Origin of the sequence: Bifidobacterium lemurum, from assembly GCF_014898175.1 — a bacterium.
Lineage (GTDB): Bacteria > Actinomycetota > Actinomycetes > Actinomycetales > Bifidobacteriaceae > Bifidobacterium > Bifidobacterium lemurum.
Map to the genome: position 1 here is coordinate 983,445 of NZ_CP062948.1, position 16,527 is coordinate 999,971.

The 16,527-nt window shown below is 62.1% G+C and carries 7 protein-coding genes; 4 read left to right on the forward strand and 3 right to left on the reverse strand.

Annotated elements, in window-relative coordinates:
* Window positions 1–283 precede the first annotated feature (283 nt).
* Window positions 284–2,362 (forward strand): cation:proton antiporter, encoded by a 2,079-nt coding sequence (locus tag BL8807_RS03725; RefSeq protein WP_072725329.1) that lies wholly within the window; start codon window positions 284–286, stop codon window positions 2,360–2,362.
* Window positions 2,363–2,647: 285 nt separating this feature from the next.
* On the opposite strand, the gene BL8807_RS03730 is transcribed toward BL8807_RS03725, so the two are convergent.
* Window positions 2,648–3,475: a sulfite exporter TauE/SafE family protein gene (locus BL8807_RS03730; protein ID WP_072725331.1), complete on the reverse strand. Its 828-nt coding sequence runs from the start codon at window positions 3,473–3,475 to the stop codon at window positions 2,648–2,650.
* A 25-nt stretch (window positions 3,476–3,500) separates the two neighbouring features.
* Window positions 3,501–4,337, reverse strand: a complete 837-nt coding sequence (locus BL8807_RS03735; RefSeq protein ID WP_072725333.1) for a hypothetical protein — start codon at window positions 4,335–4,337, stop codon at window positions 3,501–3,503.
* 777 nt (window positions 4,338–5,114) lie between these two features.
* Here BL8807_RS03735 and dcd point away from each other — a divergent pair.
* Window positions 5,115–5,696 carry a dCTP deaminase gene (gene dcd, locus BL8807_RS03740; RefSeq protein WP_072725335.1) on the forward strand — a complete coding sequence of 194 codons (582 nt, stop codon included), beginning with the start codon at window positions 5,115–5,117 and terminating at the stop codon, window positions 5,694–5,696.
* Window positions 5,697–5,923: 227 nt separating this feature from the next.
* Here the strand turns inward: dcd and BL8807_RS03745 are convergent, their stop codons facing one another.
* Entirely contained in the window at window positions 5,924–8,905 is a 2,982-nt protein-coding gene (locus BL8807_RS03745; protein WP_072725337.1) for a cation-translocating P-type ATPase, read from the reverse strand.
* 489 nt (window positions 8,906–9,394) lie between these two features.
* Between BL8807_RS03745 and BL8807_RS03750 the strand changes: the two genes are divergently transcribed.
* Both BL8807_RS03750 and BL8807_RS03755 read left to right on the forward strand, forming a co-directional pair.
* Complete coding sequence (locus BL8807_RS03750) at window positions 9,395–12,520, forward strand: hypothetical protein (RefSeq protein ID WP_072725339.1); 3,126 nt, start codon at window positions 9,395–9,397, stop codon at window positions 12,518–12,520.
* A gap of 170 nt (window positions 12,521–12,690) precedes the next feature.
* Window positions 12,691–16,146: a hypothetical protein gene (locus BL8807_RS03755; protein ID WP_072725341.1), complete on the forward strand. Its 3,456-nt coding sequence runs from the start codon at window positions 12,691–12,693 to the stop codon at window positions 16,144–16,146.
* Window positions 16,147–16,527 lie beyond the last annotated feature (381 nt).

Consider the following 16,527-nt stretch of genomic DNA (forward strand, 5'->3'; position numbering starts at 1 on the left):
CCCACGGCCGACAGAGGCGGACCTACTCCACACGAACCCACCCCGGAAACGGACGCCACGGCCGACAGAGACGGAATCGCTCCGCGCGAATCCAGCCCACACAAAACGGATGCCCACGACAGACAGAGACGGACCTACTCCACACGAACCCAGCCCACACAAAACAGACGCCCACGGCCGACAGAGACGGACACCTGTCCCACATGCCACTACCTCAGCGGCGAGCGTAACGTGGATTTTCTATAATCGAACAATCGCCATCCAACACCCCGAGAAGGAACCCATGGAAGTTCTTGAGCTGATCCTGTGCATCGTCGCAGCAGTGGTATTGTCGTCGTTCCTGAGCCGGTTCATTCCCAAGGTATCGACGCCGCTGGTGCAGATCGCATTGGGCGTGGTCTTCGCGCAGCTGCCGTTCATTCCGAACATCCAGCTCGACCCGGAACTGTTCATGGTGCTGTTCATCGCGCCGCTGCTGTACCTTGAGGCGCATGAGATCGACAAGTCGGCGCTGCTCAAAACGCTGAAACTCAGCCTGAGCCTGGCCATCGGACTGGCCATCGCCACCATGGTCGCGGTCGGATTCGCGCTGCACGCCGCATGGCCCGCCGTTCCGCTGGCCGCGGCGCTGGCGCTCGGCGCGGCGCTCGGCCCCACCGACGCGGTGGCCGTCAGCTCGCTCGGCAAAGAGGCCTCGCTCACCCAACGCCAGCGCAGCGTGCTCAAAGGCGAATCCCTGTTCAACGACGCGTCCGGCATCGTCGGCTTCCAGTTCGCCATCGCGGCCGCGGTGACCGGCGATTTCGCCGTCGGCGAGGCGACCGTGGAATTCATCGTCTCGTTCATCGGCGGCACCGTCTTCGGCCTGGTCGTCGCCGTCGTCGCCAACAAGATCTTCGAAACCGTGCGTTCGATGGGCTTGGAAACCACCACCACCCGCGTGCTGATGGAATTGTTTCTGCCGTTCCTGCTGTATTTGGGCGCCGAGCAATTCGACGTCTCCGGCATTCTCGCGGTCGTCGCCGCGGGATTGACCATCCGGTTCGACCGCACCGGCATCGGTCCGAACGTGGCGCGCACGAACATCGTCTCATCCAGCGTGTGGGGCGTACTGTCGTTCAGTCTCAACGGCGCGGTGTTCATCCTGCTCGGCATGCTGCTGCCCAACGCGATGCAGGCCAGCTGGTCCGATCCGTATATCAGCAACGGACTGCTCATCGGCATCATCCTTATGGTCACCGGCGTGGTCATCGTGATGCGGTTCTTCTGGATCGCCGGCATGCTGCGCCTCGCCCGCGACGTGAACACCGGCCTGAGGCGCAAGATGAGTTTCGAACGCTGGCGAAGCGCCGCGATCATGACCTTCGGCGGCCCCAAAGGCACCATCACCCTGTCGTTGATGTTCACCATCCCCTACGCCATCTCCGGCGGAAACGCCTTCCCCATGCGCGACGAACTCATCTTCATCGCCTCGGGCGTGATCGTGTTCACCCTCCTGCTGGCGAACTTCCTGCTGCCGCTGCTCGCCCCCAACCACAACGGAGACAAGGCCGCCGAACTCATCCCCATCACCATCGACGTGCTGCGCGCCACCGTGGAGGAGCTCACCGGACGCATCACGACGGACAACCGCCGGGCGATGCTCATGGTCATCGACTCGTACACCAAACGCATCTCCCGTCTCAAGCAGCGCATCGGAGAAGGCGATCCGCAGGGCTACGAACGGCTGCAGATCGAAGCCCTGCATTGGGAGAAGGAATTCGCGCGCGACCATCTCGCCGAGATCAAAGCCGACACGACCATGGACAAAGCCGAACAGGAACTCGAAGTGGAAGCCTGCGAGCGCATACTCGACCAGATCATGAACGCGCTGCGGCACGCCTCCACCGACGCCGACTCCAACAGCGGGCATACGGTGTCGCAGGTGCGCGGCCGACTGCGCGCGTTCCAGCGCCGCACCGGAACCCTCGCCAAGCGCACGGTGAGCAAGATCCGGCACACGACTCCGCTGGTGAGCGAGGACGAAATCTTCGCCCGCACCAGGCAGCTGCAGGTGGACGCCATCGAGCATGTGATCGAGCGTTTGGAAGAGGAGATGAGCCACGACACATACGACACCGAACACTGCTCGGCGCTGATCCTCGAATACCGACGCGCGGACGGTATGCTCCGCTCCCGACCGACCATGGAGGGCAGCGCGGCAGCCATCCGGCAGGCGGAGGACGTCAAACGCGAAAGCTACGGCATCGAGCTCGGCATCGTGCAGGACATGTTCGAGAACGGCGACATCACGCGCGCCCAGGCGCGAGCGCTGCGACGGAACATCTATGTGATGCAGGTCGATGCCGATTCCGGCATCTAAACCCGCATCCTTCGCGGCACAGCCGCTCACCTCGCCTACAGACAGCCCACCGGGCTGTCCGCTTAACGGCTCAACCAGCAAGAGCGGACCGGCAAAGCCGGCCCCAACATCACCTCGCCGCTGCCGCGCCTCGGCCTCGCCTACAGACAGCCCACTATAAGGAGGGGTTCGAGTTTGGTGTGGCGGGGTTGGGAGACGGGGGCGATTTTCCACACCGAACTCTTGAATCAATCGTTTTACATGAGCGAGGCTCGACAGCTTCACACACCAAACTCGGAATTCCGCTTAACGGCGGGTGGCTTTGATGGCGACCCACAGGCTGCGGATAAGCAGCGCGGCGAGATAGAGGGTGAAGAGGATCGAACCCACGCGCGGGCTCACCGCGCCGGCCAGCCATGTGCCGAATGGGGTGATGCATGCGGCGATGATGCCGATGATCAGCGCGGCCTTCACATGCACCATGCGACGCTTGACGTTCGCCACCGTGGTGGTGATGGCGTTGGGGAACATCGCCAACAGCGACGTGCCGCGGGCAATCAGATCGGAAGCGCCGAAGAGAATCGAGAGGGCCGGCACGCAGATCGCGCCGCCGCCGATGCCCAACAGTCCGGCGAGAATACCGGCGACCACGCCGAACACCACCAATCCCACACCGGTGAACGGCGTCAACACGATCTGCGAATCACGCGAGGGGACGAACACCAACTGGTTGGCGATCACGAACACCAAAAACGCCACGAACGCCCAACGCAACACCAGCTCCGACAGACGCGCGAGCAGCCATGAACCGACCTGTCCGCCGACGAACATGCCCAGAAACACCAGCAAGGCCGCGATCCAATCCACATTGCCGTTCACCGCATAGGAGATCACGCCGGAGATGGAGGTGGGCACAATGGCCAACATGGAGGTGGCCGCCGCATGACGCTGCGTCAGGCCGAGCCACACCAAGGCCGGCACGATCACCGTGCCGCCGCCGATGCCGAACAGGCCGGAGAGGATACCGACCACCACACCGACCGCCACCAGTATCGCCACGCCGCGGGGAGATTCGTCCAACCGGTTCTCGTCGGCGGCCATCGTCGAAAGCGTCTCTTCGTTTTCCTGTGTCATATCATGCTCCTCTGTTCGCTATTCATCATTCTGTAGCGGCGGCGGACACCACCGCCGGTTCCAAAGAACCGCCCCACAGTTGCCGCAGCGACTCCATCTGCTCAACGTCTCCGAACACCACCCACTGGGCTCCGCTGAGCAGACGCCAATCACCCTGTGCACGCTCGTCTTCGGCATATTGCGCCAGCAGGTCGGCGACCCTCGTCTTCAGCAGCGCCTTCGACATCGCGGAGGAGGTCTCAGTATCGAAAGATACGAACGCCACCCTCGTATCGGCGCACATTTCGATGGTGGTGATGCCGGAATATCCGCCCGCGTCCAAGCCGCTCCAACCGGAGTCGCAAGATCCGGTGGCCTGCTCGATACCCGCTTCCATCTGCTCAACGCTCGCGATCGGCGCTTCATCGCGCAGCCGCGGCTGGATCAGCCCCTGCGGGAACAGCACGCCGACCGACACACCGAGGATCAGCAGCAGCACCGACAGCACCAGCGTGATGATGCCGGCCGACGCCACGCCATGACGGCTGGCCCGACGCGGCAGCACCGCTCTCGCCGCGATGACCAGCATCACGGTGAGAGCGACCAACGCCGCCGCCCCCAAAGCGATGTATCGGCCGGGAACCACACCGTTGGGATCGATGATGTTCGGCGCGAGCTCATGCGCGGCGGAGGCCGCGCCGGCGGCAACGGCGAGAACGCCGGTGAGCGCCGCGAACCGGCCGAACAGTCTCGAACGCGAGACACCCGCCCGTATCAGGCTCATGTTGCGGCCGCTGTTGTGGGCGCCATACGCGCTACGCGGCTTCCGAGCGCCGATGGCGCGACTGTCGTCTCCATCGTCGAAAAACCCGAAATCTCCCATCGAGCCCCCTTGATCTTCATTCACACCCCAGTGTAGACCCCGGCCACCGTGTATGGGCGTTGACCGCGCGGAGAGTTCGGTAGGTACAGCACCGGCATCGACCGGGACAAGTTCCACGCCCACACCCGATACATCGACGCCACCGGATAACAGGAACAGCCAGACACCCAATTGGCCCATAACCCCACAATTGGGACTATATCCCGCAATTCCAGTCACACAATTGACCTATAACCCCCGACGCCACCGAATAGCAGGAGCCACAAGACACACATTTTGGCCTATAACCCTCCCAATTGGACCTATGCCTCACGGATTCGACGGGCCCGACGGACTCGGCGAGTCCGGCAAATCCGGAAAAAAGAACCCCGGCGGGGGTGCCGCCGGGGAGAGAAAGGAGAGAGAAGAAGAAAGGGGTTCAATTGTCGGGAACTGCTGCGGTTCTCGGTCAACTTGTGCTGACATTTATAGATAACCACGCCATCCTGTGCCTAGTGATAATTTTGTCTGGGAATAACCTGAAAGCCTTTGCCTAAATGCGGAAACGGCGATATGGCATGTGCGTTCGTGGCTCCGCGAACGCACATGGGAGAACGCGTCGAACCAGCGATGGAGTTTCGAGGTGATCGCGGTTCCGCGAACGCACGCGGGAGAAGAAGTAGAGCAGAGGAAGCATGATGGGCAAACGAGGCCGCGGTTCCGCGAGCGCGCGGGAGAAGGAACGGCGGGTTTGGCATTAGACTGGCATGTAGTAAAGCCCCATGATGAGGAGTTGTTATGCTGCTGTCCGACCGCGACATTCTGGCCGCGCAGGCCGAAGGCCATATCTCGCTCGACCCGTGGACCCCTGAAATGGTGCAGCCCGCGTCCATCGACGTGCGTCTTGACCGGTTCTTCCGCCTGTTCAACAATCACGCCTACACCTACGTCGATCCGGCGGAGAACCAGGGCGCGCTCACCGAACAGTTCGAAGTGGAGCCGGACGAACCGTGGATTCTGCATCCGGGAGAGTTCGCGTTGGGCGCCACGTGGGAATACGTGAAGCTCGACCCGACCATCGCCGCCCGTCTTGAAGGCAAAAGCTCACTGGGACGCCTTGGCATCCTCACCCATTCGACCGCCGGGTTCATCGACCCTGGTTTCGAGGGACATATCACGTTGGAGCTGAGCAATGTGTCGACGCTGCCGGTCAAGTTGTGGCCCGGCATGAAAATCGGCCAGATGTGCTTCTTCCAGCTCAGCTCGCCCGCCGAGCATCCTTACGGCTCACGGGAGACCGGTTCGCATTATCAGGGCCAGCGCGGTCCGACGCCCAGCCGCTCCTACGAGAACTTCTACCGCGCGCAAATCACGGACTAACTCAGACGCCCGTTAACGAGTTGGCACTTGGGGCCTCTAGTTGGCACTCCCCTGGTTAACCCGGCACGGAGATACCGCCATTCTTACGCCGAGCGCACCGAGACCGGTGCCAACTGGAAGATTCAAGTGCCAACTCGTTAATGGCCGCTACGGGCGAGGGGCTCCGATTCGGAAGAATCGGAGCCCCTCGTCAGTGTCGCCGTGATGGCCTTGATGGCCTCACCGGCCTAACGCTTCGCCATAGCGCGCAGCACAATCTTGCGCAGTTCGGAGGCGATGAGCACGATCGCGGCCAGGCCGATGCATTCGACCCAGGCGAGCGCGCTCAACGGCGTGGTGCCGAAGGCCGAGTTGAGGAACGGCACGTAGATCACCACAAGCTGCAGCACGATGGACAGCCCGATCGCGCCCCACAGCCACTTGTTCGAGAACAGGCCGACGAACGCGGACTGCAGATGCGAACGAGAGGCGACGGCGTTGAACAGCTGGGCGAACACGAGGATCGTGAAGCCCATGGTGCGGGCCTCCACCATCTGCGCGTCGTGGCCGAGCGCGTCCACGGAACGGTCGGTGAACAGGCCACCGGCCAGATGCATATCCATACCGATCAGCGTGACGACCGCCATGATCAGACCGATGTAGATGATGTCGCCCCACATGGAGGCGTCAATCACACGGTCGGTGAGCTTGCGCGGCTTGCGGTTCATCACGTCCTCGGTCTGCGGATCGACGCCCATCGCGAGCGCGGGGGCCGCGTCGGTGAGCAGGTTGATCCACAGCAGCTGCGTGGCGAGCAGCGGCACGGTGACGCCCTGCGTCTCGGGCTGGGTGATGCCGAGGAAGCCGGCGAACACCACGCCGAAGAACACGGTGAACACCTCGCCCACGTTGGAGCTCAGCAGGTAGCGCAAGAACTTGCGGATGTTGTCGAAGATCACGCGGCCTTCGCGCACGGCGGCCACGATGGTGGAGAAGTTGTCGTCCGCGAGGATCATCTTGGCGCTCTGCTTGGTGACCTCGGTGCCGGTGATGCCCATGGCCACGCCGATGTCGGCGGTTTTCACGGCCGGAGCGTCGTTGACGCCGTCGCCGGTCATGGCCACGATGTTGTTCTGACGCTGCAGCGACTCGACGATCTTCAGCTTGTGCTCGGGCGCCACGCGCGCGTAGACGGAGACTTCGGAGGTGGCTTTGTCGAGCGCGGCCTCGTCGGTCAGCTGGTCGAGCTGGTCGCCGGTGAGCGCCTTGCCGTCCTTCTCGATGATGCCCAGATCGGAGGCGATGCGGGCGGCGGTGAGCGGGTGGTCGCCGGTGATCATCACGGCGCGGATGCCGGCGCGATGCGCCTCGGCCACCGAATCGCGCACTTCGGTGCGCGGCGGATCGATGATGCCCACCATGCCCGTCCAGATCAGGTCGGTTTCGATGGCGTCGGACTGTTCCGCGATGTCGGAGATCTGCCCGGCGGCGTTGGACTTGATGCCGGGGACTTCGCTCAGGTTCGCGACGCCCAGCGGGCGGTACGCCTGGCCCAGCGTGCGGTAGGCCTCGCTGGAGAGGCGTTCGACGGTGGCGAGGATGTCCTGACGGTCGCCATCGGTGAGCGGGCGGACCGCGTCACCCACGGCGATACGCGAGCAGTAGCCGAGCAGCACGTCGGGAGCGCCCTTGGAGAATACGGTAAGGCTGCCGCCCTCCGCATTGTCTTTGGCGATGATCGACATGCGCTTGCGCTCCGAGGTGAACGGCACTTCGGCCACGCGCTGGAATTGCGCATAGGCCTTGTCGGCGTGGGTTTTGCGGGCGGCGACGATCAGCGAGACCTCGGTCGGATCGCCGACGATCTCCCACTTGCCGTTCTCCTGGCGCAGGTCGCCGTCGTTCGCGAGCGCGCCGACCCCCAGGGTGGCGAGCGCTTCGGACTTCAACGCAGGCTGGTCGGCCAGCGACGAGCCGTCCGCGCCGACCATCTTGCCTTCCGGCGTGTAGCCGGTGCCGGTGATCTCCACTTCGCCGCTGGGGGTGACCACGCGTTCGATGGTCATCTCGTTGCGGGTGAGGGTGCCGGTTTTGTCGGAGCAGATCACGGAGGCGGAGCCGAGGGTTTCGACCGAATGCAGCTTCTTGACGATGGCGTTGTGCATGGCCATGCGCTGCACGCCAAGCGCGAGCACCACGGTCAGGATGGCGGCGAGGCCTTCGGGCACGGCGGCCACGGCCAGTGACACGGCGAGCAGCAGCGAGTCGATCACGTCGTGGATGTCGTTGAAGCCTTCCAGAAGGGCGAGCGCCGCGAGCACGATCACCGCGATCACGCATACGGCGATGCCCAGGATCTTGGAGACGTAGTCCATCTCCTTCTGCAGCGGGGTTTTCTCGTCTTCGGTGGCGGAGAGCATGTCGGCGATTTTGCCGACCTGCGTGTTCATGCCGGTGCCGGTGACGATGGCACGGCCGGTGCCTTGGGTCACGGAGGTGCCGTTGAAGATCATGTTGGAGCGGTCGCCGAGCGCCTTGGCTTCGGCGAGGGTGTCGGGCTTCTTGCCCACGGGCACGCTCTCACCGGTCAGGCTCGCCTCCGCGATGCGCAGGGACGCCGCGGCGAAGAGTCGGCCGTCGGCGGAGACGGAGTCGCCTTCGCCGAGCACGATCACGTCGCCCGGCACCACTTCGGAGGTGTTGATGCGCACGACTTTGCCGTCGCGCAGCACCGAAGTCTGGGGCGCGGTCATCTGGGCGAGCGCTTCGACGGCCTGTTCGGCGCGGGCCTCCTGGATATAGCCGAGCACCGCGTTGACGATGAGGATCAGCACGATGACGATGGCGTCGAAGGGCAGCGCTTCGCCGCCTTCCGCTCCGGGCACCGCGTTGGCGCGTTCGATGAACCATGCGATCACGGAGATCACGGTGGCGGCGAGCAGCAGGTAGACCAGCGGGTCTTGGAACTGCTGGAGGAACTTCTTCCACTTGGGCACGGGAGGCGCGCCCGCGAGCTCGTTGGGGCCGAATTGTTCGAGTCGTCGTTTCGCTTCGTCCGAGCTCAGGCCGGTGTTCGGGTCGACGCCGAGCGCCTCGGCCACGGCAGCCGCGTCGGTCAGGCTCGGGTCGACGTCAAGGGGCAGGGCCTCGTTCTGGTTGGATTGCGCGACGTCGGATGCGGATGTGACGCCACTGCGAGAAGCGGATTGATCGATGTGATGATCAACCATAATTGTCTCCTTAGGAGCGCCGCGAAGTAGTCAGCCCTCGCGAAGACATGGCCGCAGGTCCGGCGGAAGTCGTTTCCGTCGTCGCTACGGCCATTCCTCGCGGCAAGACTGCGCGGTTGCGGGCACCGGGGCAAGTCGCGCCCGATGCATATGTGTGCCATTATTCCACAGACCCCTTCCCGCAGGGCGTAATGATTGCGACGCGCATTCCTAGTCAGGCTGATTATGAACGCCACGTGAACAATTTCGTAGCCCCACCCTTTTTACGGGGGAATGACTGAGTGTCGTGCCATAAAAGAAGTAGAGTTGACAGGGTCAACATAATCGTCACGGCAAGATAGGCATCCACCCCATTATCGTGGATGGTCCCACCAGGCCGGCTGTCGAGGGCAGGGGCACCGACGGCCTGCCGCATATCGACGTCGACCGCCGATGAGACACACGACACCGTGGCGGTTCATGAGAAGAAGAGAGACGGGGAAAACGCTTATGCGGACCATACGAATCCGCCAGGCCGTGGCAATCGCCGCCGCTTTGGCTTTGACCGCCACGATGCTGGGCACGACCCCGGCCTCCTCCTACGCCCTCGACACGGAGGGCAGCGGCAACACCGACAGCAGCATCATCGACAATGGCGCACCCGATGCAGCCGACAGCACGGCCGATGAAAGCGCCATCCCCGGCATCGGCGACACCTTCACTTCGTATGGTTTTGTGTACACCATCACGGATAATGAAAACTTCACGGTGGCGCTTTCTGGAGTCGATGGCGACGCCACCCTGCATCTGCTGCGACCCAGGGTGGATAATGACCAATCCATATATGATGTCACCTCAGTGGAGGAGCAGGCTCTGGCTTCACTGACCGGCAGGGTGATCATCTACGCGCGCGCGGCGAATATCGCCGCCGACGCGCTCGCCTCGGTTGGAAACGACGTCACGTTCTCCCTGCTGGTCAATGTCGATACGACACTGCAAAGCCCGTCTAGTTTCATGGCCAACGGCCATACCGTCACGCTGCCGCAGAATCGGACGTTCAACGAATTCCTGACCGACGGCGGCGCCTCTCTTTCGTTCACCAACGACACCGGCTCACCGGTGGAGCTGTACATCATCGCCGAAGATTTCCAGCCGACCTATGACCCCATCATCGTGGAACCTGGCGAGACCTTCGACAGTGCGACAGCATATCCAAGCCTTTACACCGGTTTCGACCTGCTCTATCGCGAGGTCGAATCACAGGATGGCTGGCAGCGACTGACCGTCACCGACATATACGACCGCTTTCATGAGATCCTTGTCGATTTGCCTTCGGGAATCGCCCATGACGCGACGCTTGAATTCGAATTGCAAAGCACGCCCGGTATCCAGGCCGGATACTTCACCAGCGACTGGGACACCACGCGCACGGTCACATTGAGCAGAGGGCAGGCGCAGGAGCCGCTGACGCTGTCGTCGCCGTACTATGGGGCGGAGTACACGCAAAACTACACCGTTTACATCTCCGTTGAAGACGCGCCCGAGGACGCAAGCAAGGCCGTATACATCGACGGCGTCTACCATGACCAGAACTTCACCAGCGACGACGGCAGCATCGTCTTGGAATACGACGATGCCGGCAAACCGACGATCACACTGAACAATGCGACCATCAACGCAACAGGCGGCCGCCCCGCATACGGCGGAATAAACGCCGCGGGAATCCTCAGCTACACCGATCTGACCCTGCGGCTCAAAGGCACATCCACCATCAACACCGACGGCAGCAACCGGGCCGCAAGCAACATTCTGACGCCGGACACGCTCACCATCATCGGCGAGGACGACGAAGCCACGTTAATCGTGAACAACGCCAACAATTACGCAAGCGACGTCAGCCTCATCGAGGCCGGCCAGATCGACGTGCAACACGCGAAACTCGACATCACGCTCCAATCAGGGTACTGGATATACAGCATGCTTTACGGCCAACGGGGCCTTAGCGTCAACGACAGCGAGATCAACCTCACGGCGTCCGACGGCGCAACGACAACCTTCGGACTGACCGCCACCGCCGACGATGCCGACATACCGCTGTCGAACACACGCATCAACGCAAACGGTGACTTCACCGCCGCCGTGATATACGCCAACTACGTCTCCATCAACGGCCAATCGCAACTCGACCTGTCAAACACCGGCGGCATGACGCTCGGCGCCTGGGAAACTCTCAGCATCGACCTTACGGGCTCCGGTTTCGTGCGCGCCCGAAACCTGAACTCCGGCGCCTACGCGGTACGGGCGGACACCATCGAACTCAACGGCAGCACCTTCATCAGCAATCCGGTGGACGCCCGCATCGTCACCTCCGATAAGCAATTCCTGCGCACAACCATCGTCGATGAGAGCGGCAACGTCATCCGCGACGTGACTTTCAGGGCGGAACCCGCACCGAACGCCGTGTACGTCAACGGCGTCTACCATGAACAGGACTTCACCAGCGACGACGGAACCATCAGCCTGACATACACCGATGGCAAGCCGACGCTCACTTTGGACGGCGCGCACATCACGGAACTCGGCGACCCCGACGCCGAATTTGCCAGCGCCGGCATCTTCGCCGAAACGGACCTGACCATCCAGCTCAAAGGCGAATCCGTCATCGAACTCGAAAGCGGGGTCTTCCAGGCAAAAGCCATACAGGTGCTCGGCGCGCTAACCGTCATCGGCGATAGCGCCGAGCGATCGCCCGCGAGACTTTCGGTGACGCTCACCCACATTCCGCTCGACTATTACGACATGGGAACCGTGGTGTTCGCAGACGAGTTCAACATGCAAAACACCGCACTTGACCTCACCTATCGGGCGACCGGCGCCCACCTACGCGCGTACTGCATCGCTTCCATGCGCGATGCCACCATCGCCAACAGCACGATCACACTGACGGTGCCGGACGGCTCCAGACCATACACCGGAATATTCAGTTACGGTGATATTTCACTGACCGATGTCGACCTGACATCCACCGGAGCATTGAACTACGCGCTCGACGCCAGCAACGTCGACATCAGCGGCCAGTCGCATCTCGATATCGCCCATATCGCAAACCGGCGAGGAGCGGCGATCGAAGCAAGGGAAGGCACGGTACGATTCGATCTGCAAGGTTCCGGATCGGTGCGGATCGGCGATGGACAGACAAACACCGCCGAAGGGGTTTACGCGGTGTATGCCGAACACATCGTGCTGGCCGACGGCACCGAGATTTCCGAGCCCACGCAAGGCCAAGTAATTCAATTCGAGCTCGATAACGACTACTACCTCGGCACCTACGAGACCATAGGCGACGCGGACGGCAACATCGCCTCCAGCGCGACCATCAAGGCGAAGGCCACGCCCGAACCGGAGCAACCGGAGCAACCGGACGATACCGAACAACCGGAACAGCCCGGCGGATCTGATTCCAACCAGGGCAACGACAACCAGGCGTCCGGCGACAAGCTGTCCAACTCCGGCAGCGAAACGATTCCGCTCACTATAGGAGCCCTCACGCTCGCACTGCTCGGACTGTGCGCGGCACTGGCGACGGGTGTCGCACGCCGCAGCCGCGGGACCCGCAACGGGAGGTCCCGCCGGTAACAACAGATAGCAATCCATAACTCGACCGGTCCGCTGCCCGCATGATGACGGGTGGAGGACCGACTCACCCGACCAAACCACTCGAACACAACCCATCTGACCGACACACCAGACCAAACCATCTGGCCACAACCATCCGACCACAATCGGAAGTACGGAAAGGACGCATCATGCGAGCCAAACCAATCTCCCTCGCGGCGGCAATACTCGCCACCATGGCGATGACCGTATCAACGGCCGCCATCGCCCCAACCTCGTACGCCCTCGACGCGGAAGCCACGGACGACACCGGCACCAGCCTCGTCAACGACGACAACAGCACCGCCAATGACGACAGGACCGCCATCAACAATAGCGACGGCACTACCATCGACGACAGCGCTTCCACCGATAACACCGGCGACGCGGGCGACGACGCCAACACCTCCGGCGACAATACCGACATTCCCGAAGGAACCGACGACATCATTCCCGATATCGACGTCCTTGACACCCCTGACACCACTGACGACTCCGACGGCACGGCCAGCAACGACGCCGACGGCGGTGCGGCGAACCAAGACGACACAGACGACGGAAATACCGAAGAAGTCGCCGACAACGCGGTGTACGTCGACGGCGTCTACCATGACGAAGCATTCGATGACGGCAGCGTCAAGCTGGAATACGGCGAGGACGGCAAGCCCACGCTCACGCTGACCGACACCACGCTCACCCAGCCGAGCGAGTTCACAGCCGACGAGTACGGCACCGGCGCCGCGGTCATCCACAGCGCCGGCGACCTGACGATACGGCTCAAGGGCACAAACACCATCACCGTCGACGGCACCGCAATGACGAACGCCATCTACGTCGGCGGCAACCTGACCATCATCGGCGACTCGAGCGACGGAACATCGGCTCTCAACATCAACGCCAACAACACCAGCGCCAACATCTACAGCTTCTTGCTCATCCTGGCCATAGGCGATCTCAGCACCCAGCAGGCGACGCTTGACATGACCTATGACGGCGACGATTACGCCCCAACCTATGCGTTGGCTTCCTTCGGCGACATCACCATGGCAAACTCGACGCTTGCCGGCAAGGGGCTTCGCTTCGGTTTAGTCGCTGAGGGTGGCGCCACCGTAACCGATAGCACGCTCACCTCCACCGACGGCGAAATGTCGTCCATGCTCCTCGCGACGAAAGACGCCACCATCGCAGGCAATTCAACGGTGGATGTGACCTACGCGCAAGGCCGGTGGTCGGCGATACACTCACGCAAAACGCTCACGATCGACCTGCAGGGATCAGGATCCATTCACCTCCAAGAGGCTGGTTCCGACACGGGATGGTACGCGCTGTTAGCGGGTGAGCGCCTCGTACTGGGCGCGCACACCGCGGTCAACGACCCTGCAGGGGCTTCCATCGGCAGAGTCGAGGATTACAGAGCCAACCCCATGACGCTGCTGGACGCCGATGGCAACGCCGTCTCCAACGTGACCCTCAAGGCGAGCGAGGAGGAAACCGAGCCGCTCGTCGGCACCACGTTTATGTATGAGGGATTCGAATACACCATCACCAATAACGACGAGGACAACGGCACAGCGACGCTGACCGGCGTCGATCCCGATGCCAGCAAACACAGGCTGTACGACTATCCCGATCTCACATGGGGCACAGACAGGAGGTTTTTCGCCGTCACCGACGTGCAACAGGGTGCGCTGACCGAGATGACCGGAACACTGACCCTCGCCACCCTCGGATCAACGGAACTCTGCAACCTCGCATTTAGCAACAGCTCCATCGGTGAGGAGGTGACCATCGAACTGCTGGTCTACTACGACGTGACGATCACCGAGTCCGGCTTCGCAACCGACTACGCAACCGTCAACCTGCCTAGCGGACACCGTTTCGACAGAATCAACGCCTATTATATTGGTTGGGGCACGATCACCAACGAAAGCGGCGCAACCGTGTCCGTGACCATCTTCGATTACGAAAGCGACCAACCGCTCGACGACCTGAGGAATCCCATCCAAGTGGCCGACAATGAGAGCCTCGACATCCGCGTGCTGGCACCGAATCTGGCATCCATCGAATTCAACCTGATGTACCAGGTGGTCGGCTCGGAAGAGGGATGGCAGCCGTTGCCGATCACACGGGACAATTTCTCCGACTACTATTCGGGGATCTTGTTCGTCACGCTGCCCGACTCAGTACCAGCCGACGCGACGGTCAATCTGTCGTTCCAAGACTATCTCGACAAAAAACAGGGCTATATCTCCAGCAGTTGGGATGAATCCCGCGCGATAACGCTTACACGCGGCCGAGCCATGGATACCGTCACCTTCGCCTCGAACTTCGCCGACCTTGACCTCGCGTTGGATTACGCAATCCGCATCACCACCGAAGGCTCCGGCGATGCCGACAACAGCGTATACATCAACGGCGTCTACCATGACGAAGCGTTCACCAGCGACGACGGCAGCGTCTCGCTGACGTACGTCGACGACAAGCCCGTGCTCACGCTGGACAAGGCCACGCTCACCGTGTTGGGCGCGCCCGTGCTCGACAAGAGCAATGCAGCGATCATCCGCAGCGCCACCGACCTGACAATCCGGCTTAAAGGCGACTCCACCATCAGCAGCACCAGCATCGCCACGACAAGCAGCGCGATCAGCGTCAACGGCGATCTGACCATCATCGCAGACTCAACGGATACGGCACCGACGCTCACCATCCGCGAGACCGTCAGCACTGCCGTCATACCCCATCTCATCGAGGCCAACGACATCACCATCCAACAGGTGACGCTCGACATGACATACGACGGCAACGGCGAAGCCCGCGCACTGTACGCCGGCGGCAGCATCACCGTGACCGACAGCACCATCACCATGGGCAGCTCGACGCTTGCCGGCGAAGGCATCTATTCGGGCCTATTCGCCCTTGCCGACATCACCGTGACCGACAGCGCGCTCAACGCCACCGACGGCAAAATGGATTCACTGATCCGTTCCGAATGGGGGAATGTCACCGTTTCCGGCAATTCGCAGGTGGAGATGTCGCACGGAGGGGAATATCACTTTTCGATGGCGATATTCGCCCGCCACACGCTCACCTTCGATTTGCAGGAATCGGGATTCGTGCATATCAAGGCGACCCATCCCGACGTGAACCCGTACGCGATATCGGCATACAAAGGCGACATCGTGTTGGGTGAGAACACCGAGATCAGCGACCCCGAAGGAGCCATTGTCAAAAGAATCACGGCTGGCGGAGCCACCCACATGGCGTTGCTGGACGCGAACGACAACATCGTCTCCAACGTGACCATCAAGGCGAAAGCCGCAACGGAGCCGGAACAACCGGGCGGCACCGAACAGCCGGAGCAGCCGGGCGGCACCGAACAGCCGGAACAGCCGGGCGGCACCGAACAGCCGGAACAGCCGGGCGGATCCGATGCCGGGCATGGCAACGACAATCAGGCGTCCGGCGACAAGCTGGCCAACTCCGGCAGTGAGACGGTTCCGTTCGTGACGACCGCCCTCACGCTCGCACTGCTCGGACTGTGCGCGGCACTGGCGGCGGGCACCGCACGTCGCAGCCGCGGAACCCACAACGGGAGGTCCCGCCAGTAACAGCGGGATAAACCCAAACACCAGTGTGCCGGCATACCCCGCCGGCACACGCATATTCAGGCAACGAAGCCAGCCAACCTGCGGAACGCAGATCCAGACGCGGCTCAGCCGGCCGCGCTATAGTGCCGCTCCCCCGCGTTCGACTCGCGCGAAACACGAATAGGTGAAAGAAAACCTTATGGAGCTCCCCCTTTTTCGGGGGAATCAGCTGAGTGTCGCATCATAAGAACACTAAAGTGGACAGGGTACACACAGTCGCTACAGTAAGGTGGTTCCACCCGTTATCGCAACGACGGGCCAATACTCGACGATCAGAAGCAGGGGCGCCGACGCCCTGACAGACATCGACGCCGACAACCGATACCACGCCATGCGACCTTT

What these genes read in the sequence shown, in the direction of transcription:
- BL8807_RS03725 (WP_072725329.1), top strand. Translation starts at nt 284, where the DNA reads ATGGAAGTTCTTGAGCTGATCCTGTGCATCGTCGCAGCAGTGGTATTG.
- BL8807_RS03730 (WP_072725331.1), bottom strand. Translation starts at nt 3,475, where the DNA reads ATGACACAGGAAAACGAAGAGACGCTTTCGACGATGGCCGCCGACGAG.
- BL8807_RS03735 (WP_072725333.1), bottom strand. Translation starts at nt 4,337, where the DNA reads ATGGGAGATTTCGGGTTTTTCGACGATGGAGACGACAGTCGCGCCATC.
- dcd (WP_072725335.1), top strand. Translation starts at nt 5,115, where the DNA reads ATGCTGCTGTCCGACCGCGACATTCTGGCCGCGCAGGCCGAAGGCCAT.
- BL8807_RS03745 (WP_072725337.1), bottom strand. Translation starts at nt 8,905, where the DNA reads ATGGTTGATCATCACATCGATCAATCCGCTTCTCGCAGTGGCGTCACA.
- BL8807_RS03750 (WP_072725339.1), top strand. Translation starts at nt 9,395, where the DNA reads ATGCGGACCATACGAATCCGCCAGGCCGTGGCAATCGCCGCCGCTTTG.
- BL8807_RS03755 (WP_072725341.1), top strand. Translation starts at nt 12,691, where the DNA reads ATGCGAGCCAAACCAATCTCCCTCGCGGCGGCAATACTCGCCACCATG.